Raw genomic sequence first — 21,433 nt, 5'->3', positions numbered from 1 at the left:
GTATGTGCACTTGGAGTGTATGTTTTTCGGGGCGGTCGTCAACTGGCAAGCTGGGCCGGTGCGCGTGCTCTTCGCCGGTCTCGGCTCCGTCGGCCACACCTACCCGCTGATCCCCCTGGCGATCGCCGCCCGGGCCGCCGGCCACGAGGTGCACTTCGCCGCCGGCGAGGAGGTCCACCCGCCCCTGGCCGCGCACGGCCTGCGCCCGTTCCGCCCCGCCGACGCCTTCTACGAGATCTACGCCGAGGACCTCGCCCCCGAACTCGACCGGCTGCGCCCCGACCTGGTCGTGCACGGGTGGGGCCTACCGGGGGCGGCCGTCGCCGCGCACCGGGCCGGCATCCCCGGCGTCTGGCACGGCTTCGGCCGCATGATCCCCGACGGCATCGGCCTGCAGCTGCCCGACACCGCCGTCCCGGGCCTGCCGCACCTGGACATCTGCCCGCCCTCGCTGCAGGACAAGGCCTTCCTCGCCACGGCCGACCGCATCGAGCTGCGCCCGGTGCCGTTCACCCACCCCGACGGCCCCGCGGTGTTCCCGCGCGACAGCCGGCCGCTGGTGTACCTGACGCTCGGCACCGTCTTCGGCACCGCCGCGCTGCTGCAGACCGCGATCGCCGGGCTGGCCCGGCTGGACGCCACCGTGGTCGTCGCCGCGGGGCGGGTCCCGCCGCAGCGGCTGCGCGACGTGCCGGCCGGCGTCACCGTCGCCCGGTGGGTGCCGCAGGCCCAGCTGCTGCCGCAGGCCGATGTCGTGGTCCACCACGGCGGCAGCGGCACGACGCTCGGTGCGCTGGCTGCGGGCGTACCGCAGCTGCTGCTGCCGCAGGGCGCCGACCAGTTCGCCAACGCCGAGGCCGTCACCGCCGCCGGTGCCGGACTGCGGCTGGCACCGGACCAGGTGACCGCCGACGCCGTCACCGCGCAGGTGTCGGCGCTGCTCGCGGTCCGCGGCAACGACCACCGCGACGCGGCCCGGGCGATCGCCGGCGAGATCGCCCGCATGCCCTCCCCGGCGGACGTCGCCCGGCGGCTGACACAGCGTTTCTCATCAAATTCTTAGCCGCGCGGTCCGGCCCTCTTAAACGCCGGGCCGATGCTGGCGGTTGCCGGCCGCCGTGGACCCCTGCCACGCGGACCGGCGGTCGCCGGCGGGTGCCGGCCGATCCTCGCCGGCCACGGAGGACCACTGATGAGTGACACGAAGCCACTGCCGGACGACCCGGACCGGACCGCGCCGGTCCCCGCCCACCCGGCACCCGCCACGTCCGGGCCGGCGCCCACGGCCGCGGCGCCCACGGCCTCCGGGCCGGCGCCCACCGCCGCCGAGCAGGCCGGCCCGGCGCCCGCCGAGCCGGTCGACCTGACGCCCGGTGAGCCGGTCTGGGCGGCGGAACCCGCTCCGGCACCCGCGGCGACGACCGCACACCCCGCCGGCGCACACCCGACCGGCCCGCCGGCCGCGACGGACCCGGGCCGGTTCCGTTCGGCGGGGTCGGGCCTGCGGCGGTCGCGGGCCGGGATCCCGGTGCTGGTCGGTGTGGTCGCCCTCGTGCTCGGCTGCTGCCTGGGCGCCGGCGTGGTCGCCGTGGGGGCGTTCGTGTTCGGCGACGGTCACCGCGGCGACGACCGGGGCCGATTCAGCCGCGACGAGCGCGCTCCCCGCGGCGGCCCGGCCTTCCGGGACGACGACCGCGACGGCCGCAAGCCGGCGCGCCCCGGCCACGACGGCACCCGCCGCAGGCCCTCCCCCGCGGTGACGCCGCCGGCGCCCGCCACCCCGTCCCCGGCCGCCCCGTCCAGCCCCGCGACCTCCTGACCGCCGCGTCCTGACGCCCCGCACACCGCAGTGGCCAACAGCGCCTCCGACGGCAAGGGCGACGACATCGCCGCGTGGTGCGCCGACCGCGTGATCTTCCCTGGTCGATCGGTTGATCGGTTGATCGAAGTCGCGTCGTGGTCGTCCGGCCCAGACGGCCGGGGCGCGACTTGGATCACCACGGTGGCCCGGCCGCCGCCTCCCGACGCCCCGCGTCCCGGCCGCCGCCTCGCCCATGGCCCGCCCGCCGGCTCCCCGTTCCAGGGGCGCCGGCGGGCGGGGTCAGCTCGGCCGGTCGCAGCGGGCCGTGGTCAGGGGCGGTTGAACCGGCGGTCGAGCGCCGGGTCGCGGTCGTCGAGCCCCGGGACGTACGACGCCGCCGCCGTCAGCGACGCCGGTGCGGGCACGCCCGCCCAGCGCTGCACGGCCGCCGTGGCGGTGGCCGCCTCGGCCGCGGTCAGGCGGCTGATGTTCGCGCCGTGGTTGGCACCGGCCGCCGTGTACGTGAGCGAGTCGCGCGTGCCGGGTCCGAGCCTGAACGGTTCGGCGCCCCAAGGGTCGTTCTGGCCGTACACGAACAGCAACTGCCGGCCGGAGAGCTTCACCCACGCGTCGACGTCGAGCATCGCCAGCGGCTGGAAGCGCGGGACGAGCTCCTGCGGGATGTAGGACTGCGCCCGGTCCTGACCCCGGTAACGCTGCAGGCCGGCGAGGTGCGGCAGCGCCACGTCCGGGTACCCCAGCTGGTAGGACGCCTGGAAGTAGTACGGGATGTACGGGCTGACGCCCTGGTCGGTGTTGGAGTCGAGGCCGAAGATCTCGTCCAGCCACGCCCAGATGTCGTCGCTGGACGCGCTCGCCGCGGGTACCGCCGCGCAGTCGCTCTCCAGGCTGTACTGCCAGAACGCCCACGTCGTGCCGTTCACCATGAATTCGAACGCCCGGTCGGCGCTGCCGACGATGCCGAACGTGCGCGCGTTGGCCGCCGCCCACGCCTCGTAGCGCGCGACGAGCTCGGCCCGCCGGCGCAGCGCCTCGACCTGGACCGCGTCGAGCGCGGCCCGGCACTGCGCGGTGCCGACCCTGGTGAAGAACCGGTCGTAGGCCGAGTCCTCGCCGTTGACGACGTCCTGCGGCGCGACGTACGCGACCGTGCCGTCGACGTCGGCGGGGTAGAACCGGCGGTGGTACACCGACGTCATGCCGCCCTTGCTCGCCCCGGTGGAGATCCACCGCTGCGCGTAGATCGGCTTGAGCGCGGCGACGATGCGGTGGTGGTCGGTGGCGGCCTGCCAGATCGTGAGCTTCGACCAGTCCGCCGGCTCGGGCCGCGACGGGGTGAAGAACCGCTGCTCGACGGAGAGCTGGTTACCGTCGACGAGGCGGGTCGGCTCGGCGCGGAACGCGTATTCCGGGACGCCGTACCCGGTGGTGTGCAGCACCGTCGGCCGGTCGGTGCCCCGGTGCAGGAGCGTGAACCGCTGCTGGAACGTGCCGGCGCGGGGACGCAGGTGGTCGACCGGCTGGGTGATGCTGAGCACGAAGAACCGGTACGGCGCGGCGACCGGCTGCTCCTCCAGCACCGTCACCCCGGGCGCCGCCTCGAGCTGGTCACGGATGTCGGTCCCGGCCGCCGCCGCAGGGCTGCCGACCCCGACCAGCCCCACCAGGATCACCATCGCCGACAGTGCACGCCTCAGGCGCGTCATCGACGTACCTCCTATCGATATGTTGGAGTACGTCGATGCACGGTACCGAGGGATGCGCGGCTTTCCGCCCTCGTCGGAGCCCTCGCATGTCGGGACGCCCTGGCGAGGCCGTCGGGCGCGGCCGCGTGCCGGCTGTGCGGAGCCTGTGCCCCGGGCGTGACGTGCCACCGGGCCGGGGCGGACACGGACCGGTGCCGGACCAGGTGCCGACCATGTGCTGACCGGGTGCTGACCGGGACGACAGCGCCGACCTGCCCGGGGTCGGGCAGGTCGGCGTCGAACGGCCGCCCCGGGCTCAGCCGGGGCTCAGCCGGGGCTCAGCCGGGGGCTCAGCCCCGGCGCCACTTCTGGTTGGAGCTGCCGGTGCAGGTCCACTGGATGAGCTTGGCCCCGTCGTTGGTGTTGAACGACTGGATGTCCAGGCACTTGCCCGACTGCAGGTTCACGATGTCGCCGGCGGCGTTGAGCGTGAAGCGCTGCGCGCCGGTGCCGTTGCACGTCCAGAGCTGGATCTTCGCGTCGTTGGCGGTGGAGCCGGCCGCGACGTCCATGCACTTGCCGCCGGCGGAGATGGTGTCGCCGCTGAACGTCCAGTTCTGCGCGCCGGTGCCGTTGCAGTTCCACATCTGCAGCTGCACGCCGTCGGTGAAGTTCGACGACGGCACGTCGACGCACTTGTTGTTCATGTTGCTGATGATCCGGTTGCCGGTCGGCTGCGGGTTGCTGCCGCCGCTGAACGGTGTGAGCACGATGCCGGCGGCGCGGGGGTCACCGTCGTGCACGAGCGACTCGAAGGCGCCCACGTCGTCGAAGGGGAAGGCGTACGCCTTGCCGTCGACCATGTTCGCGTGAATGATTCTGGCGTACTGGTTGGTCGGGTTGCTCTTGTAGAAGTCCGCCGCGTTGGTGCTCGGCTGGGTGTCGATGGTGCCGAGCGTGCCCCGGTTGAGCGCGGCGCACAGCGTGCGGGAGATCGGCCCGACGACCTGGTCGTTGGGCGCGGCCAGGCGGCCGGCGCAGCCCCACACGTCGGCGCTGGTGGGCCGCTGGAAGGACGCGACCTGCTGGCCGGCGCTGTTGGTGAAGTTCATGACCGTGCCGGACGTGCGGCCGAAGTACCGGATGCTGGGCTGGTCGCCGAACGGCACGACCGTGAGGGTCTTGCTCGCGTACGCGCCCCAGGCGCTGTTGATGTACGAGTCGAGGTACGTCGAGCTCAGCCCGCCCGTCTCGGCGGCCTTGCCCGGCGCGAGAACGCGCAGCACGGTGCCGTCGCTTCGGGTGTACACCGAGCCGGCCCAGCCGGACTGCGCCCGGATGCCGTTGATGACCGCGTCGCGGCCGTTGGCCACGAGGTCACCGGTCCGCTTCGTGGCGTCGGTGGCGCCGGTCACGGTGACGGCGTGCGGCACGGCGAACATGTCGACCTGCGAGCTGTTGAGCCACAGCCCGGCGTCGTTGTAGGTGAACTCGCTCCAGTCGAAGAGGATGTCGCGGTTGGAGTCCCCGCCCGCCCACGGCGCGGGCTGCACGAGGCCGTCCGGGGTGAGGAAGAAGTTGAGCCGCTGGCCGAGGGAGAAGTAGACCCGGCCGGACAGCCCGCGCGGGATCTGGATGGTGCGGGTCCCGCCGTTGCCGGGGCCGGCGATCGACACGTCCGGCGCCGGGGTGGGCGGCAGCCCGCCGGCGGGCCAGTTGTTGAACGTGCCGGCGGCGTTGACGTACCCGAGCCGGCCGGTGGCCAGGTTGACCCCGAGCACGTACAGGTACACCGCGTCACCGCGGCCGGTGGTGTTGGTGACGGTCAGGGGCAGCAGGCTCGGCCCGATCGCCTGCGCGGGAGCGCCGGCCACGAGACCGGCCGCGAGGGCGGCCGGCGCGGCCAGCAGGAGGGTCGCGGCTGCGCGCAGCAGCCTGGTCATCGTGCGCAAAGGTGGCTCCTCAGGTCCGCTGGACGGCCCAGGGTGCCTCCGGTGGCGGCCGGACTGGGCTGTCACGACGTTGTGTGGTCCGCCGGTGCGGCTCCCGCCAGAAATCTGTGAAGACTCTTTAGAGAGAGCGCTCTCACAGCATCGAGGCGGGATCGGAGCATGTCAATAGGGGGCACCGTCCGGGGTGGCTGCCGGTCGCCCCGCGGGACGCCGCCGGGGCACCGCCGGTCACCGCTGCGGCACCGTCCGGGGTCGCCGCCGCGGCACCGCCTCCACCACCGAGACCCGGTCCCGGCCGCGGACCTTCGCGTCGTACAGGGCCCGGTCGGCGGCGGCGAGCAGCGCCTCCGGCTCCACCGCACCAGAGCTGGTCGAGGCCAGCCCGATGCTCAGCGTCGGCAGCCCCTCGGGGAGGTCACTCATCCGGCCGACCGCGGCCCGCACCACCGCGGCGATGCGCTGCGCGCCGCTCACGTCACCGTGCACGACCACGGCGAACTCGTCGCCGCCGAGCCGGGCGGCGGCGGCCCGCATGCCGCTGGCCGCCGTGGCCTCCCGCAGCGCCGCCGCAACCTGCACCAGGACGGCGTCGCCGGTCGCGTGGCCCCACGTGTCGTTGATCGTCTTGAAGCGATCGACGTCGATGATGAGCAGGCAGCGCTCGGCACCGGTGCGCCGGGCCGCGTCGAGCGCGGCGGCGAGGTCCCGGTCGAAGGCGCGCCGGTTCGGCAGGCCGGTGAGCGGGTCGCTGAGCGCCTGCAGCTCCAGCATCGCCACGAGCGTGTCGGCCCGCGCCCGCAACTTGGTGACCACGATGGTGAGCATGCAGCCGCAGCTGCCGACGACCGCACCGCAGACCATCAGGAAGTACGCGACCGCACGCGTCGCGGCCACCCGGTCCCGGGCGAGGATCATCGGCCGGCGCAGTGACGCCCACTCCCCCACGCCGCCCCATTCGGCACGGGCGCGCCACATCTGAGCACAACGCGGTGACCGGCGGGTGTGCCTGTCCCCTACGCAGGAAACGGACCACCTACAATTCCCCAGCGGTTCGCTGATCGTTGGTTGCCGACGCAGCGCTCGCGGTGCACGGCCACTGGCATGATCGACGATCGGGGGCGCATTGCCTGTTCGGGGAAGCGGCTCACCGGCTGTCCGGCAGCCCGGCGAAGACGTCGCCGATCAGGGGACGGGCTGGGGCGCGGCCGTGCTGCACGTACCACTCCCGCCCCATGAGGATACGAAACAGCGGCCGCGGCAGCTTCAGCAGCACCGCCAGCGTGCGTCGCCCCGTGTCGGCGCCGGCCTGGCTGGCGTGCGCGGCCATCGCCGCCCGCTTCTGCGCGGCGAACGCACGCACGTCGACACGGTGCGTGATGCGCTCCGGCTCGGCGAAGGCCCCGGCGAACCGCGCCGGGTGGAAGTCCGCCGGGATCCCCGGCAGCCAGTGCACGGCCCGCAGCGCCCGCTGCAGCAGCCGCCGGTCGACGGTCGCCTCCAGCACCACCGGGGTCCCGGCCAGCTGCGCGGCGCGGATCCCGACCCGGTGCACCTGCACGTGGTCGGGGTGGCCGTAGCCGCCGGCCGGGTCGTAGACGGTGAGCACGTCGGCCTTCTCCTGCCGCAGCAGCTCGGCGAGGCGCTGCGCCGCCTCCTCCCGGTCGGCGTCGGCGAACGCGCCGGCCGCGCCCGAGGGGGCGTCGGCCATCCCGGAGTCCTCGTATCCGAGGCACTCGACCCGGGCGCAGCCGAGCGCCTCGGCGGAGCGGTGCAGCTCGGCCAGGCGGCGCCGCGCGAGGGGCCCCTCCGCCAGCACCTCGGAGGACGCCAGCCCCGCCCCACCGGCGGTGGCCACGACCAGGACGACGCGGTGCCCCTCGGCGGCCGCGCGGGCGAGGGTCCCGGCGGTCAGCAACGCCTCGTCGTCCGGATGAGCATGAAACGACACCATCGTGTACGGCACCGGCCAATGCTCCCATCTCCCCCCGGGTGCCGGCCGCGACCGCTTCGGAGCCCCCGTTCATGAGAATCGCGCACGTCACCGACTTCTTCCTGCCCCGCCTCGGCGGCATCGAGATGCAGGTGCACGACCTGGCCGTCCGGCAGCAGGCGTCCGGCCACGACGTCGAGATCGTCACCACCACCCCCGGCGGCCCCGCCGACGACGGCGAGCTGCGGGTGCACCGGCTGTCGGAGCGCCTGTGGCTGCCCGCCGAGGTGCGCCCCGGTATCCTGCGGGCCGGCCGGGAGCTGCTGCTGGACGGCCGGTACGACGTGCTGCACGTGCACGCCGGCCCGGCCTCGCCCCTCGCGTTCGCCGCCGCGGCCCTCGCGGAGCGGGTCCCGGTGGTCGTGACGGTCCACTCGCTGCTGTCGCACCTGGAGCACGCGTTCCGGGCGCTGGACGTCGCCGCCGGCTGGACCCGCTGGCCGGCGGTGTGGACCGCGGTCAGCGACGTCGCGGCGGCGCCCCTGCGTCGGCTGGTCTGGCCGATGCCGGTGCACGTGCTGCCCAACGGCATCGACGTGGACCGGTGGCGGGTCGACCCGCACCCGGCCGACCCCGGCGGCGCGCTCGTCGTCGCGGTGATGCGCCTGGCCGCCCGCAAGCGCCCGATGCAGCTGCTCAGGCTGCTGCGCCGGGCCCGGATGTCGCTGCCGGACACCGCCGGGCTGCGGGTGGTGATCGCCGGGGACGGCCCGCGCCGCCCCGCGATGGAGCGCTACCTGCGCCGGCACGGGATGACCGGATGGGTGAGCCTGCCGGGTAGGCTGTCCCGACCGCAGATCAGGTCCCTGTTCGCGCAGGGTGACCTGTTCGTCGCGCCGGCGATCCTGGAGTCCTTCGGGATCGCCGCGCTGGAGGCACGGTGCGCCGGGCTCCCGGTGGTCGCGCGGGCCGAGGGCGGGATAGGCCAGCTCATCACCGATGGCAGGGAGGGTGTCTTGGTCGACAGCGACGCCGCGATGGCCGACGCGATCGCCGCACTCGCCACCGATCCGCAGCGGCGCGGCCGCATCGCCGCGCACAACCTGGCCACGGCGCCGCCGGTGGCGTGGCCGGACGTCCTGGCCAGGACCGCCGGGCTGTATGAGCTCGCCGCGGCGCACCGCGCTCCGATCGGCGCCCGCGCGTGACCCTGCACCCCGTCACGGACCGCCCCGCCACCACCGCCCCACCCGCCCGCCGCCGGCGCCCCCACCTGCTCGGCGAGCTGCTGATCGTGGTCCTGCTGGTCAAGGTGTACGACATGATCCGCTCGCTCGCGGCGGTACGGGAAGCACCGGCGCACCGGCACGGCGCGGAGGTGCTGTCGATCGAGCGGCTGCTGCACCTGGACTGGGAGCTGGCCGCCAACCGCTGGCTGACCGACCACCCGCCGCTCGCGCTCGCCGCGGTGTACTGGTACCAGTTCGCCCACATCGGGGTGGCCCTGGCGGTGCTCGTCTGGTGCTACGTCGCCGGCCCGCAGCTGTACCGGCCGATGCGCAACGCCCTGGTCATCACCAACGTGACCGGGATGACCGTGTTCTACCTGCTGCCGGTGATGCCGCCGCGGCTGATGCCGGGCGGTGGCTACGTCGACACGATCGCCGAGGCGGGCTTCAGCCTCGACCACGGCGGTCAGGTGCCCGCCGACCAGTACGCGGCGATGCCGTCGCTGCACCTGGCCTGGGCGGTGTGGGCCGCGTGCGTGGCGGCCGCGCTGCTCAGCGGGCGGCGCGGGCGGGCGCTGTGCTACCTGTACCCGACCGTCACCGGCGTCGTCGTGGTCGTCACCGCGAACCACTGGGTGCTCGACGTCGTCGCCGGCGTGGCCGTCGGGCTCGCGGCAGTCGCCCTGGCCCCGGCCCTGCCGCCGCTGCCGGCCCGCCTCACCGGCTGGCCCGCGCGGCTGCTGCCGCCACTGCCGGCGCGCCTGACCACCTGGCCGGCGCTGGTGCTGCGCCCGGCGGGGCGTCGCCGCTCAGATGATGCGCCGGCGCAGCAGCACGGCCAGGACGAACGCGCTGGGCAGCAGCGGCAGCCACACCGTGATCAGCCGATACCCCACCACCGCACCGAGCGCGACGGCGGAGGTGACGCCGATCGCGGCGAGCCCGGCCAGCATGGCGACGTCCAGCGCGCCGATGCCACCGGGTGACGGCACGAACGCCGACAGCGACGACACCACGAGGTAGAGCACGACGGCGGTGCCGACCGTCACGGCCACGCCGAGGCTGCGCAGCACCGCGTACAGGATCACGGCGTGCAGCAGCGGCGTGGACAGCGACCCGAGCCACAGCGCCGCCGCCCGGTAGGGGTCGCGCAGCACCCCCCACAGCCCGCGCAGCTCCTCGGCCACCCGGCGCCGCGCCGCGGCCGCCCGGGCCGCCATGCGCCGGCGCCACGCGGGCCACACCGAGGCGGCCAGCGCCACGGTCAGCAGCAGCCCGCCCGCGGCCAGCAGCACCCAGGCCGCCGGGCCGGCCGCGCGGGACGCCGTCTCCCGCCACGACCCCGGCACCTGGATGCCGCGGGCGAGGGCCGGGCTGACCGCGACCGCCACGACCAGCAGCAGTACGTGCGTCACCATGCCGACGAGCGAGTTGAGCCCGACGGAGCCGACCGCGGCGCCCGGGCCGAGGCCGTGCCGGCGCAGGAACCGGATGTTGATGCCCATCCCACCCGAACCGGCCGGCAGGATGTGGTTGGCGAACGACGCGGCGACCTGCACGGCGAGGAGCTTGCCGACCGGGGGCCGCAGCGACATCGAGCCGATCTGGGTGATCGTGCCGGCGACCCAGATCGAGGCGGTGCCGAGCGCGGCGACGGCCAGCCAGGCGCTGTTGGCGCGGGCCAGGCCGGCGGCGCCGGCGCTGACCGCGCTCCAGTGCGTCACGGCGAGCACGACGACCGCGACCGCGACGGCGATCGCCAGGAGCATCCGGGGCACCGACGAGCGCCACACCGACTCGGTGGGCGCGGCGTCGACCGGGCCGTCGACCGGGCCGTCGACCGCAGCCTCGTTCACTGTCATTGCGCTCCTACCGCTCGCGAGCCGATGCGCCGGAACCTTCGCACGCGGAAACGAGCGAGCCGCAGGCGAATATCACCATCAATCCGTCCAAATCCTGCAACCCGCTCAATCCGGGCGCCAATTCTACAGGTGGCCGGGTGTGGCCCCACCAGGCGCCAAGGTAGTCGGACCGGCCTGCGCGCAGCCGAACCGTGGGTGACGCGACGGCTACCGCACGGCCTGTTCCCGGTGCCGCCGGGATCCCGCCGCTCAGCCCTGATCCGGTGCCGCCGCGGGTCCCGCCGCTCAGCCCTGGTCCGGGGGGAGCACCGCGGCGAACGCCGCCCGGACCGGGGTGCCGGGCAGCCGGTCGTACACCGCGAAGACCACCCGATCGAACCGGTCGACCTCGGCGAGCGCGGCCGCGAAGGCCGCGGCCACGTCGGCCGGCACGTTGCGGAACACCCCGCAACCCCACCCGCCGAGCACGAGGGTGCGATGCCCGTGGGCGGCGGCGACCGCCAGGACCCGGCGGGCCCGGCGGCGCAGCACGTCCGGCACCTCCGCGGCGTCCTGCGGCTGGTTGCGCAGGATCGCGCCCAGGTTCGGCGCGGCGGCCGTCAGGAAGGAGGCGTGGTGCGGCGCGTCGAGCAGCCGGCCCTTGTCGTCACGGAACACCGGCACGCCCGGGGAGTGGATGACCCGGTCGCTGTAGCGCAGGTCGTGCTGCTCGCGGTGGAACGCGTAGAACTCCGGCGCGGCGCGCAGGCACGGGTACAGGGCCGAGGCGCGGGCCAGGCTCTCCTCCTGCGCCTCCGCGCCGCCGAGGAAGCCGCCGCCCGGGTTCTTCGCCGAGGCGAACACCAGGCACGCGACGTCGTCACCGAGCCGGCGCGCCGCGGCCAGGGTCGACTCACCGGTGACCTCCACCCGGGGCGCCGCGACCGGCCCGGCCGGCGGCGGGATCACGTCCTCCGGCAGGTACAGCCTGGTCCCGGCGACGGCCGCGGTCACCGCCGGGCCGATCCGCACCAGCTCACCGGCCTGGTTGCGGTACTCGCCGGCGGTGGCGATCGCGACGCTCTGGCGGGCGATCTCCCGCAGCCGCCCACTCACGACGTCCGCCCCTGCAGATCACGTCCTGGCACGCCGACACGGTACCGGCCGCCCTCACCCCCGACCGCCCCGCCCATGATCGAAGGAGCGGAGCGGCCATCCGGGCGACCACCCCGCGCCTTCGATCAAGGGCCTCGAGATCCAAGCTGCCGGTGTTCCCGTTCGACCGCGTTCTTTTGTTCGACGGCGACCCGGCGGGGGTACGGGATCCGTATGCCTCTCGACGCGCAACCGCCCCGGCGGCGAGGTACCGTCGGGCACCCGTACAGCGCCCTGAACCTGCGGCTCGTCCTGGCCACCTTCGGGCTGGTCATGTCCGTCGTCTTCGCGGTGCTGCTGTTCCGCGCCGGCCTGCCCCTGCCGGCGTGGCTGTTCGTGCTGCTCGCCGCGGTCGCCGTGGTCGACCTGGTCGTCGTGCAGCGCCGCCGCCGGGCACGCGGCGGCCACCATTCGCTGTTCGAGTAGCCCGTCCGGCCGTTCTTTTCTGGTTGGCACATCGACCGGGTGGGCATGTATCCCGGCATGTCGTGGATCGTGTGGGTGCTGGCCGGCGCCGTCGCGCTGCGGGCCGCTGTCGGGTTGCTGCTGCTGTGGGACCGCCGGACCGGCGCCGCCCCGGCGGTCCGGGCGGCGCGCCGCGCGCCGGAGACCGCCGGCTGAGCGTCGGCGCGGCTCGCCCACGTTCGGGCTGACAGGTGCTATCGACCGGCGGTTATGCCAGGCTGACGGTTGGGTACCACCTCTCCACACCGTGACCCCCCGTTCACGCCAGGGATGGCCGATGTCCGAACCCGTGAGGCGAGCACACGCGCGGCGCACCCCGGTCGAGCGTCGCATGGTGGCCGCGGTCGTTGCGGTCGCGCTCCTGGTCCTGCTGGTGCTGCTGCTGTCGTACTGCGCCGCGACCCGCCCCGGCCGTAACGGCGCCGCCCCCGGCGCCACCGGCACCGCTTCCCCCACCGGCCGCCCCGGCGCCGGCGCCCCGGGAGCCTCGGGCGGCCCGAACGCTTCGGGTGGATCAGGCGCTTCGGGTGGATCGGCCGCTTCCGGTAACGCCGGCCGGACGGCTGCTCCCGGCGGCACCTCGACCGGCGGCGCGACCGGCTCCTCGACGGGCGCGGGCGGCGCGGCAGGCCGCACGTCAGCCCCCGGCGGCGCCCCGACCGGCGCGACCCCCACCGGCGGGCCAACCGCTGGCGGGTCATCCGCCGGCGCGGCGGGCGGCGGATCCTCGGCGGGCGCGGCGGGTGGTGCCAGCGGCGCGGCGGGCGGCGGCAGCTCTGCCGGCACCGGCAGCTCCGCGGGCGTGTCCGGCGCGACGGCCACCGCCGCCCCTCTGACGCCGAGCGGCGCGCCGGGCACCGGCGGCGGTGGCGGCCTCGGCATGCGCAACCCGCTCCTGGCCGGCACCGGCATCGCGCTGCTCCTGGCCGCCGCGGCGCTCGTCGTGTTCCGCCTGCGTCCCGGCGCCCGCTGGCACTGACGTGGAGCCGACGCCTGCCGCGACGCCCCGTACCACGATGCCCGGAGCCGGGACGAGGCTCGTGGCCCGGGTGCGGGACCGCATCGACGCGATGGCACCGCGGCAGCGGCGGCGGGCGCTCGACGCCGTGGCCGCGGTCTGCGCGGTCGCCGGGCTCGCGTTCGTGCTGATCGGCGCCGCGCCGGCCGAGCAGCCGCAGCGCCGCGACGACGCGCTGCGCGCCGCCGGACCGCAGGCCGCCACGCAGGAACCCCTCGGGCCGCCGGCGCCCGCGCCCGCCGTCCGCGTGGGCAGCACCACCGGCACGCCGGAGGCGGGGATGGGGGCGTCGGTGCCCGTACACCTGGAGATTCCGGCGATCGGGGTCAGCACGGCGCTGATGGAGCTCGGGCTCAACGGCGACGGCACGATCGCGGTGCCGCCGCTGCGGGCCGGGGCGCCCGCCGGGTGGTACCGGTACCTGGCCACGCCCGGAGAGGCCGGGCCGGCGGTGATCCTCGGCCACGTCGACACGGCCAGGGACGGACCGGCGGTGTTCTACCAGCTGCGGGACCTGCGGCCCGGGGACGAGGTCAGCGTGCGCCGGGCCGACGGCAGGACCGCGGTGTTCGGCGTGCAGCGGGTCGCGCAGTACCCGAAGTCGCAGTTCCCGTCCGACGAGGTCTACGGCGCCACCGACCGGCCGGTGCTGCGGCTGGTCACCTGCGGCGGCACGTTCGACCGGTTGCAGCGGTCGTACCGCGGCAACGTCGTCGTCTTCGCGACGCTCCTGCGGACCATGTGAGGGCGTGCCCTAGGGTCTGCAGGCGGTCCGGCCGGGGGTACGCGGTCCGTCAGGGTTTGCGGGGGTCGCCGCTCGGCAGCTGCATCGGGGGGCGCTGCGCCGGCAGCTGGGGCCGGCCGTACAGCTCGATCGCCTTCTTCGCGAGCGCCTTCGTGGCGCCGGCGTTGGCGAAGCTGCCGAGGATGATCGCGGCGCCCGGGACGAGCTTGGCGAAGATGCGCTTCGCGGCGCGGATGCCGGCCATCTGCGCGAGCTTCAGGCCGAGACGCATCAGCATCTGGTTCACCGGCCGGCGCTTGTCCGGCAGCAGCGTCTCGATTCCCTGCCGCCCCCGCGCGACCTGCAGCGCGGCGCGGGCCGTGTCGGTGTACTTGTGCACGCCCTGCAGCACGAGCAGTTCGATCGCCCGCTCGGGGTCGGCCGGGTTGCGCCCGTAGATGACGGCGATGAGCAGCACCATCTTCGCCTGCGTCCAGGCCAGGACCCCGACGTCGAGGACCGCGCCGGCCAGGCCGACGGCACCGGACACCGCACCGGACAGCCGCGCGTGGTTGGTGTACCGGTAGACCACCATGCTGGCGAGCGCGTCCGGCGGCGCCCCGGGGTTCATGGCGCGCAGCTTCTGCAGCTCGATGACCATCTTCGGGCCGATCCTGGTGACGGCCTCGATCGCGAGGTGCTCGGGCGCGTACTCGGGGTCGGCGCGCATCTTCTGCCACAGCCCGGGCGGCGGACCGTCGTCGACCCCGTCCGGCGACGGCGGAACTGTACCGGCGCCCGGCACCTCACTGGATCCTGCGGACCCCTGCCCGGGCCAGACCGGCGGCGCCTGACCGGCTCCGGACACGGGCGCCACGTACGGTGCCGACGGCGGCGCGGCCGGCGGGGCGGATGGCGCAACAGGCGGGGCAGACAACGCAACCGCCGGGACGGACGGCGCGAAAGGGGCAGCGGGTGGCGCGGACGGCGACTGACCGGCCCCGGGCACGGACGCCGCGACAGGCGGCGCGAGCGGCGGCTGAGCGACCCCGCCTGCGGACGGCGGCCGGCCTTCCCCCGGCGCTGCGTGCGCCTGGCCGGCCCCGGGCGCTGTGTGCGCCTGGCCGGGCCACAGGGGCGACGGTTCGGTGGTGCCCGGGGTGCGCTGCGGCCCCTGGTCGGCGTGGTCGGGGCTCGGCTGCGGCACGTCGGTCACACAGAGACTGTAGGAGATCCCCACAACCCCACGACAGATCAGCGACCGATCCGCACCCGTCGCTGCGGCGACCGGCAGGCCCTGAACCGGCCAGAAACTGCCTGCGGCGGCGGGCGGGGCGCCGGTAGGGTGCGGCGCGTGGCAGACATGGTGCAGGGCAGCGTCGCGCCCGGGTTCGAGGCCGTCCGTGCGACGTTCGAGAAGCTGTTCGCCTCCGGGGCGGAGACAGGGGCGTCGGTCGCGGCGTACGCGGGTGGCACCCTGGTCGTGGACCTGTGGGGCGGCTGGGCCGATGCCGCGCGGACCCGGCCGTGGCAGGCGGACACGCTGGCGACGGTGTTCTCCGCGGGCAAGCCGGTCGCCGCGCTCGCCGTGCTGCGCCGGGTCGCCGACGGGCGGATCGACCTGGACACGCCGATCGCGGCGTACTGGCCGGCGTTCCCGCACCCCGGGGCGACGGTCCGGCACGCCCTCGCCCATCAGGCAGGGATACCCGCCGCCCGCGTTTCGGATATTTCCGAAATTCTAGATGCATCACGGTTCGCGGCGGCGATCGCGGCGACGCCCCTCGAGTGGGAGCCGGGCACGGCCTTCGGTGAGCACGCGCTCACGTACGGCACCATCCTCGGTGAGATCCTGCGCGGCGCCACCGGCGAGACGGTCGGCGAGGTCGTGCGCACGTTCGGCCTGGACGTCCACTTCGGACTGCCGGAGGCGGAGCAGCGGCGCTGCGCCGAGGTGGAGCACGCCACCCCCGACTGGCCGCAGCGGCAGCTGCAGGGCCACGGCGAGCTGTGGTCCCGGGCGCTCGGCCCGGCCGCCCTGCTCGCCACCGAGGTCGTCAACGGCCCGCTGTGGCGCGGCGGCGAGCTGCCCGCGGTGAACTGCCACGCCACCGCGCGCGGCTTGGCCGCCTCCTACACCCGCCTGCCCGAGCTGCTGCCCGCGCCGCTGCTGGCGGAGGCGACCGGCCCGCAGGCGGTCGGCTTCGACCGGCTGCTGGAGGAGGACGCGACCTGGACCCTCGGCTGGCGCCGCGACGGCGCCTGGTTCGGCATGGGCGGCATCGGCGGCTCGTCCGCCGGCACTGATGCGGCCATCGGGTACACCCTCGCCTACGTCACCCGCCGCCTCGGCGACCACGACCGCGGCAGCGCCATGTACGACGCCGTCGAGGCCGCGCTGGCCGCCCGCGGCTGAGCGCATCGCCCATATTCGCGGCAATTGTCCGTTGAGTTTCCCGGCGCGGGTGCAACGCGGAGGGTTTTGCGAGACGTCTTCGTGTGGGTAGCGTTCGCCACGGGGAGGGTGCAGATCATGCTGAGTCGTCGAAGGATGCTGGCCACCGGTGCGGGGGTCGCCGCCGGGATCGCCGGAGCCGCCGTGCTGACCGGTTGCTCCGACGGGGGCAAGAAGACCGGCGCGGCCGCGGGCACGACCGGCGGCGAGGGTGGCGGCGGCCCGCAGCCGGCGAAGCTCACCATCACGCCCGCCGCGGACAGCAAGGACGTCGCCCCGTCCAGCCCGGTCACCGTGGCGATCGAAAACGGCACCCTCGAGTCCGTCGCGGTCGCCGCCGGCACCAAGACCCTGGCCGGCACACTTGCCGAGGACAAGCACAACTGGCAGTCCACGGGCACGCTCGCGTACGGCCAGACGTACACCGTCACGGTCACCGGCGTCGACACCGCCGGCACCGCGGTGAACCAGACCGCGACCTTCACCACGCTGAAGCCTGCCGGCACCGTGTCGATCACGTTCCAGGCCAACCCGATGCTCGCGTTGAAGAACGGCGGCACGTACGGTGTCGGCCAGCCCGTCATCGTCTTCTTCAACAAGGCCGTCACCAACAAGGACGCCGTCGAGCAGGCGATGCAGGTCACCACGTCGCCCGCCGTCGAGGGCAAATGGCACTGGGTCAGCAGCCAGAGCGCGCACTGGCGCCCCGAGAAGTACTGGACCCCCGGCACCACCGTCAAGGTCAGCGCCAACCTGCTCGGCGTCGACATCGGCAAGGGTGTGTACGGCGGCGGCAACGCCTCGGCGAGCTTCTCCATCGGCAAGTCCCGCATCGCGATCGCCGACTCCACCACCAAGCAGATGGAGTGCTACGTCGACGGCCAGATGGTACGCAAGATCCCCTGCAGCATGGGCAAGGGAGGCAAGGGCGCCATCGGCTCCAAGGGCGAGAAGATCGACTACCTGACCGCCAGCGGCGTGCACGTGCTGATGACGAAGGAACCCCTCGTCACCATGAGCTCCGCCAGCTACGGCGTGACCAACAAGAACGACCCGAACTACTACGAGGAGAAGATCCGGCTCGCCTGCCGCATCTCCCTCTCGGGCGAGTACGTGCACCTCGCCGACTGGAACATCCCCAAGCACGGCAAGGAGAACACCTCGCACGGCTGCATCAACATCGCCCCGGACCACGCGAAGTGGTTCTACGACACCTTCGACGTCGGCGACGTCGTCGAGGTCCGCAACACCCCGAAGCAGCTGACCCTCACCGACGGCCTGGGCGACTGGAACGTCCCGTACGCCGAGTGGTGACCCACCCGCTCCCTTTTCCGATTTTCCGGAAATGTCGGTCACAGCCGCGATGCGGCGCCGAGAATCATGCGGTGCGGGGGATGCGGGTGCTCGTCACCGGGGACGGGCGGTGGCGGCTGGAGGTCCGGGCGAGAGGCGTCGACGTGTACGACCGCGGCGCCCAGAACAACCGCCGGACCAGGGTGGGCGCGCTCGTGCTGCGGCAGGCCGACCTCGACCGGGCCGTGCGCTACCTGCTCGACCAGGGCGCCGACATCGACACCCTGCACGAACGCTGACCACCGCACACCGGACCGACCTCGCGCCGGCCGGTACATCAGCCGCAACGGCCGCCACCACGACGGACCACGACGGACCATGCCACGCCGGACCACGCCACGCCGGGTCATGGTCGACGACCTCGACGCGGTCCCGCCACGGTTACCGGCCGCCGGCCACCCGCAGGATCGTGCCGGTCGTGTACGACGCCGCGGGGCTCAACAGCCACGCGATCGCCTCGGCGACCTCGGCCGGCTCGCCGGGGCGGCCGAGCGGGGCGCCGGGGCCGGCCCGTTCGGCGCGGCCCGGGTCGCCGGACACGGCGTGGATCTCGGTGCGGATGATGCCGGGGGCGACGCCGTTGACCCGGATGCCGGCCGGGCCGAGCTCCTTCGACAGGCCGATCGTGAGCGTGTCGAGGGCGGCCTTGCTGGCGGCGTAGTGGATGTACTCCCCGGGGCTGCCGAGCGTCGCGGCGGCGGAGGAGACGTTGACGACGGCGCCGCCGCGGGGCAGGACCCGGGCCGCCTCGCGGGCGCACAGGAACGCGCCGATGATGTTGACGTCCACGACCCGGCGCAGGTCGGCGGTGGCCAGCTCGGCGAACGGGCCGATCGTGGAGGTGGTGCCGGCGTTGTTGACCAGGCCGGTGACCGGGCCGAGCTCGGTGGCGGCGGTCGCGAAGAGCCGCGCGACGTCCTCCTCGACGGCGGTGTCGGCCCGCACGGCGACGGCGGCCCCGCCGGCGCCGGTGATCGCGGCGACGACCGCCTCGGCCGCCTCGGCGGCGTGCTGGTACCCGACGGCGACGCGGTGCCCGTCGGCGGCCAGGCGCTCGGCGGTCGCGGCGCCGATACCGCGGCTGCCCCCGGTGACGACAGTGACGAGGTCCACGGTCACGATGGTAGGTCCGCGCGGGAGTGCGGCAGCTGCCAACCGGAAAGGTCGGGGCCGAGCGGGACGACGCCCGACGGGTTGATGTCGCGGTGGACCTCGTAGTAGTGCCGCTTGATGTGCTCGAAGTCCACCGTGTCGCCGAAGCCCGGGGTCTGGAACAGGTCGCGGGCGTAGTCCCACAGCACGGGCAGCTCGGTGAGCTTGTGACGGTTGCACTTGAAGTGGCCGTGGTACACCGCGTCGAACCTGACCAGGGTGGTGAACAGCCGGATGTCGGCCTCGGTGAGCTGGCCGCCGACGAGGTACCGGCGGGTCGACAGCCGCTGCGACAGCCAGTCGAGCCGGTCGAACAGCCGCTCGTAGGCGGACGAGTACGCCTCCTGCGTGCCGGCGAACCCGGCCCGGTAGACGCCGTTGTTGACGTCGCGGAAGACGACGTCGTTGACCTCGTCGATCTCGGCGCGCAGGTGCTCCGGGTACAGCTGCGGCGCACCGGGCCGGTGGAACTCGGTCCACTCGGTGGACAGGTCGAGGGTGATCTGGGCGTAGTCGTTGGTGACGACCTGGCCGGTGGTGACGTCCACCACGCACGGCACGGTGATGCCGCGCTCGTACCCGGGGAACCGCGCGAAATACGCGTCCTGGATGCGCTCGATGCCCAGCACCGGGTCGCGGCCGCCGGGGTCGAGGTCGAACGTCCAGCTGCGCTGGTCGTGAGTGGGGCCGCAGACGCCCATCGACAGCACGTCCTGCAGCCCGAGCAGCTCCCGGACGATGATCGCCCGGCTGGCCCAGGGGCAGGCCCGGCTCACCACCAGGCGGTAGCGGCCGGGCTCGACCGGGTAGCCGTCGCGGCCGTCGGCGGTGATGCGGGTCGTGATGTAGCGCTGGTCCCGCTGGAATTCGCCGGTCGACCGGTAGGCACCCATGCGTCCTATCCTGCCACCGCCGCGTACCGCTGCGCCGGGTCCGCGGTGAGAGACCGCTTGGCGCCGCGGGACGCGTCGTCGGCGAGGACCTCGTCGCGGTCCTGCTCGACCGCGTCGAAGAGCTGCGCGGCGACCGCCTCGGGGCTGATCTTCGGCGCGGTGACCGCGGCGGTCATGTCGGTGTCGACGTAGCCGACGTGCAGGCCGGTGACGCCGATGCCCTGCGGGGCGAGCTCGAGGCGCAGCGCGTCGCTGGCCGACCACAGGGCCGCCTTGGTGGTGCTGTACGACCGCCCGAGCGCGACCCAGGACAGCGCGGAGTGCACGTTGACGATCCGGCCGCCGCCGTTGGCGAGCAGCTGGGGCACGAACGCGCGGGTCACCTGGATGGGGCCGTAGAAGTTGGTCTCGAACTCGCGGCGCACCTCGTCGAGGTCGCCGGTGAGCAGGCTCGCGCCGACGTAGATGCCGGCGTTGTTGATCAGGACCGTGACGTCGCCGGTCTGCTCCGCGGCACGGCGGGCCGACTCGGGGTCGGTGACGTCGAGGGCGACGGCGTGCACGTCCGGCGCGGTGACCGTGCGCGGGTCGCGGGCGGCGGCGTACACCTTGCGGGCGCCGCGGGCGACCGCCTCCGCCGCGAGGGCCTTGCCGATGCCCCGGTTGCCGCCGGTGACCAGGACGACCGCCTGCTTGAGATCCATGTCGGGCTCCTCCGCTCAGGACCGAAAACCGATCGGTTTCCGGCTGCCCCGCAACCATAAACCGATCGGTTTATCATTGGCGTGTGACCTCCCCTACACGTGACCGTCTCTTGCGCGCCGCCGCCGACCTGTTCTATGCCGAGGGCGTCGGCGCGGTCGGCGTCGAGCGCCTGTGCCAGACCGCCGGGGTGTCGAAGCGGTCGATGTACCAGCTGTTCGCCACCAAGGACGACCTGGTCGCCGAGGCGCTGCGAGTGCACGGCCCGGCGACCGTCGCGCACTACTTCGCGCCGGCGGACGCCGAGCTCGGCCCGCGCGAGCGCGTCCTGCACGTCTTCGACGTGCTGGAGGAGCAGGCCGGCACGCCGGGCTTCCACGGCTGCCCGTTCGCCAACACCACGATCGAGCTGCACGACGCGTCACACCAGGCCAGCCGGGTCGCGTGGGAGTTCAAGCAGCAGCTGGAGGCGTACTTCCAGCGGCAGGCGGCCCTGCTCGGCGCCCGCGACCCGGGGCAGCTCGGCACGCAGCTGCTGATGCTGTTCGACGGCGCCTCGGTCCGCGCCGTCATGCGCGGCGGCGGCATCGACGGCGTCGCCACCCGCACCGCCGCCATGCTGCTGGACGCCGCCACCTGACGGACGCCGGCCATTACCTCGCAGGTCATCGACACGGTTACGGCCCACCGGCGAGGATCACCGGCATGACGGCATACGCACTGGCCCACCTGCACACCCCGAACCTGCACGAGGACGTCCTGGTCTACCTGGAGCGCATCCAGGCGACCCTCGACCCGTTCGGCGGCACGTTCCTCGCCCACGGCCCGGACGTCGAGGTCCGCGAGGGCGAGTGGCCCGGCACGGTCGTGCTCATCGCGTTCCCCGACAAGGACGCGGTCCGCGCCTGGTACGACTCCCCCGCCTACCAGGCGATCCTGCCACTGCGCACCGACCACATCGCGGGCTCGGCGATCCTGTTCGACGGCGTGCGCCCCGGCCACGACCCGGCGAAGATGGCCGCCGCGATCCGCGCCTCGCGTCCCTGATTGATCCGGC

The 21,433-nt window shown here is 74.2% G+C and carries 22 protein-coding genes and 1 pseudogene; 13 read left to right on the top strand and 10 right to left on the bottom strand.

Features of this window, described 5'->3' with window-relative positions:
* The first annotated feature begins 58 nt into the window (after window positions 1-58).
* Together AB0H83_RS05050 and AB0H83_RS05045 are read left to right on the top strand one after the other, a co-directional pair.
* Window positions 59-1,063: a glycosyltransferase gene (locus tag AB0H83_RS05050; protein WP_360087003.1), complete on the top strand. Its 1,005-nt coding sequence runs from the start codon at window positions 59-61 to the stop codon at window positions 1,061-1,063.
* Window positions 1,064-1,192: 129 nt separating this feature from the next.
* On the top strand, window positions 1,193-1,819 hold the full coding sequence (locus tag AB0H83_RS05045) for a hypothetical protein (protein WP_360087000.1): 627 nt from the start codon (window positions 1,193-1,195) through the stop codon (window positions 1,817-1,819).
* A gap of 311 nt (window positions 1,820-2,130) precedes the next feature.
* Here the strand turns inward: AB0H83_RS05045 and AB0H83_RS05040 are convergent, their stop codons facing one another.
* The 4 genes from AB0H83_RS05040 to AB0H83_RS05025 form a co-directional block, all read right to left on the bottom strand.
* On the bottom strand, window positions 2,131-3,528 hold the full coding sequence (locus AB0H83_RS05040) for a S28 family serine protease (RefSeq protein WP_360086997.1): 1,398 nt from the start codon (window positions 3,526-3,528) through the stop codon (window positions 2,131-2,133).
* A 329-nt stretch (window positions 3,529-3,857) separates the two neighbouring features.
* Window positions 3,858-5,450 carry a beta-1,3-glucanase family protein gene (locus tag AB0H83_RS05035; protein ID WP_360086994.1) on the bottom strand — a complete coding sequence of 531 codons (1,593 nt, stop codon included), beginning with the start codon at window positions 5,448-5,450 and terminating at the stop codon, window positions 3,858-3,860.
* A gap of 237 nt (window positions 5,451-5,687) precedes the next feature.
* Window positions 5,688-6,434 (bottom strand): GGDEF domain-containing protein, encoded by a 747-nt coding sequence (locus AB0H83_RS05030; protein ID WP_360086991.1) that lies wholly within the window; start codon window positions 6,432-6,434, stop codon window positions 5,688-5,690.
* A gap of 169 nt (window positions 6,435-6,603) precedes the next feature.
* Window positions 6,604-7,422 carry a PIG-L family deacetylase gene (locus AB0H83_RS05025; protein WP_360086988.1) on the bottom strand — a complete coding sequence of 273 codons (819 nt, stop codon included), beginning with the start codon at window positions 7,420-7,422 and terminating at the stop codon, window positions 6,604-6,606.
* Between the two features lie 59 nt (window positions 7,423-7,481).
* Between AB0H83_RS05025 and AB0H83_RS05020 the strand changes: the two genes are divergently transcribed.
* Both AB0H83_RS05020 and AB0H83_RS05015 read left to right on the top strand, forming a co-directional pair.
* Window positions 7,482-8,597 (top strand): glycosyltransferase family 4 protein, encoded by a 1,116-nt coding sequence (locus AB0H83_RS05020; RefSeq protein ID WP_360086985.1) that lies wholly within the window; start codon window positions 7,482-7,484, stop codon window positions 8,595-8,597.
* A 113-nt stretch (window positions 8,598-8,710) separates the two neighbouring features.
* Window positions 8,711-9,301: pseudogene (locus AB0H83_RS05015) on the top strand (phosphatase PAP2 family protein); the annotation flags it as partial.
* 126 nt (window positions 9,302-9,427) lie between these two features.
* Here the strand turns inward: AB0H83_RS05015 and AB0H83_RS05010 are convergent.
* Together AB0H83_RS05010 and AB0H83_RS05005 are read right to left on the bottom strand one after the other, a co-directional pair.
* On the bottom strand, window positions 9,428-10,480 hold the full coding sequence (locus AB0H83_RS05010) for a lysylphosphatidylglycerol synthase transmembrane domain-containing protein (RefSeq protein WP_360086982.1): 1,053 nt from the start codon (window positions 10,478-10,480) through the stop codon (window positions 9,428-9,430).
* 285 nt (window positions 10,481-10,765) lie between these two features.
* On the bottom strand, window positions 10,766-11,575 hold the full coding sequence (locus tag AB0H83_RS05005; protein ID WP_360086979.1) for a TIGR02452 family protein: 810 nt from the start codon (window positions 11,573-11,575) through the stop codon (window positions 10,766-10,768).
* 213 nt (window positions 11,576-11,788) lie between these two features.
* On the opposite strand from AB0H83_RS05005, the gene AB0H83_RS05000 reads away from it, so the two are divergent.
* The 4 genes from AB0H83_RS05000 to AB0H83_RS04985 all read left to right on the top strand — a co-directional run bounded on the left by AB0H83_RS05000 (window position 11,789) and on the right by AB0H83_RS04985 (window position 13,842).
* A complete protein-coding gene (locus AB0H83_RS05000; RefSeq protein WP_360086976.1) occupies window positions 11,789-12,040 on the top strand; it encodes a DUF6343 family protein in 252 nt (83 codons plus the stop codon).
* A gap of 39 nt (window positions 12,041-12,079) precedes the next feature.
* Window positions 12,080-12,235, top strand: a complete 156-nt coding sequence (locus tag AB0H83_RS04995) for a hypothetical protein (protein WP_360086973.1) — start codon at window positions 12,080-12,082, stop codon at window positions 12,233-12,235.
* A 121-nt stretch (window positions 12,236-12,356) separates the two neighbouring features.
* A complete protein-coding gene (locus AB0H83_RS04990) occupies window positions 12,357-13,058 on the top strand; it encodes a hypothetical protein (protein ID WP_360086970.1) in 702 nt (233 codons plus the stop codon).
* A gap of 37 nt (window positions 13,059-13,095) precedes the next feature.
* Window positions 13,096-13,842, top strand: a complete 747-nt coding sequence (locus AB0H83_RS04985; RefSeq protein ID WP_360086967.1) for a class F sortase — start codon at window positions 13,096-13,098, stop codon at window positions 13,840-13,842.
* A 49-nt stretch (window positions 13,843-13,891) separates the two neighbouring features.
* On the opposite strand, the gene AB0H83_RS04980 is transcribed toward AB0H83_RS04985, so the two are convergent.
* Window positions 13,892-14,626, bottom strand: coding sequence for an EcsC family protein (locus AB0H83_RS04980; RefSeq protein WP_360086964.1), 735 nt, complete (start codon window positions 14,624-14,626; stop codon window positions 13,892-13,894).
* Between the two features lie 558 nt (window positions 14,627-15,184).
* On the opposite strand from AB0H83_RS04980, the gene AB0H83_RS04975 reads away from it, so the two are divergent.
* From AB0H83_RS04975 to AB0H83_RS04965, 3 genes are all read left to right on the top strand, one after another.
* Window positions 15,185-16,237 (top strand): serine hydrolase domain-containing protein, encoded by a 1,053-nt coding sequence (locus AB0H83_RS04975; protein ID WP_360087312.1) that lies wholly within the window; start codon window positions 15,185-15,187, stop codon window positions 16,235-16,237.
* Between the two features lie 117 nt (window positions 16,238-16,354).
* Entirely contained in the window at window positions 16,355-17,590 is a 1,236-nt protein-coding gene (locus AB0H83_RS04970) for an Ig-like domain-containing protein (protein WP_360086962.1), read from the top strand.
* Between the two features lie 71 nt (window positions 17,591-17,661).
* Window positions 17,662-17,868: a hypothetical protein gene (locus AB0H83_RS04965; protein WP_360086959.1), complete on the top strand. Its 207-nt coding sequence runs from the start codon at window positions 17,662-17,664 to the stop codon at window positions 17,866-17,868.
* Between the two features lie 142 nt (window positions 17,869-18,010).
* Here AB0H83_RS04965 and AB0H83_RS04960 read toward each other — a convergent pair whose 3' ends face one another.
* Genes AB0H83_RS04960 through AB0H83_RS04950 form a run of 3 tightly spaced genes read right to left on the bottom strand, consistent with a single transcriptional unit; the run spans window position 18,011 to window position 20,378 of the window.
* Entirely contained in the window at window positions 18,011-18,742 is a 732-nt protein-coding gene (locus AB0H83_RS04960) for an SDR family oxidoreductase (RefSeq protein WP_360086956.1), read from the bottom strand.
* A gap of 2 nt (window positions 18,743-18,744) precedes the next feature.
* Window positions 18,745-19,674 (bottom strand): glutathione S-transferase C-terminal domain-containing protein, encoded by a 930-nt coding sequence (locus AB0H83_RS04955; RefSeq protein WP_360086953.1) that lies wholly within the window; start codon window positions 19,672-19,674, stop codon window positions 18,745-18,747.
* A gap of 5 nt (window positions 19,675-19,679) precedes the next feature.
* The gene (locus AB0H83_RS04950) at window positions 19,680-20,378 is read right to left on the bottom strand and encodes an SDR family oxidoreductase (protein ID WP_360086950.1); all 699 of its coding nucleotides are present in this window, start codon (window positions 20,376-20,378) and stop codon (window positions 19,680-19,682) included.
* 83 nt (window positions 20,379-20,461) lie between these two features.
* On the opposite strand from AB0H83_RS04950, the gene AB0H83_RS04945 reads away from it, so the two are divergent.
* Both AB0H83_RS04945 and AB0H83_RS04940 read left to right on the top strand, forming a co-directional pair.
* Window positions 20,462-21,016, top strand: coding sequence for a TetR/AcrR family transcriptional regulator (locus tag AB0H83_RS04945; protein ID WP_360086947.1), 555 nt, complete (start codon window positions 20,462-20,464; stop codon window positions 21,014-21,016).
* Between the two features lie 65 nt (window positions 21,017-21,081).
* Window positions 21,082-21,423: a DUF1330 domain-containing protein gene (locus AB0H83_RS04940; protein ID WP_360086944.1), complete on the top strand. Its 342-nt coding sequence runs from the start codon at window positions 21,082-21,084 to the stop codon at window positions 21,421-21,423.
* Window positions 21,424-21,433 lie beyond the last annotated feature (10 nt).

It is taken from the genome of Dactylosporangium sp. NPDC050688, from assembly GCF_040654515.1.
GTDB lineage: Bacteria > Actinomycetota > Actinomycetes > Mycobacteriales > Micromonosporaceae > Dactylosporangium.
This window is presented reverse-complemented; position numbering and strand designations above follow the sequence as displayed.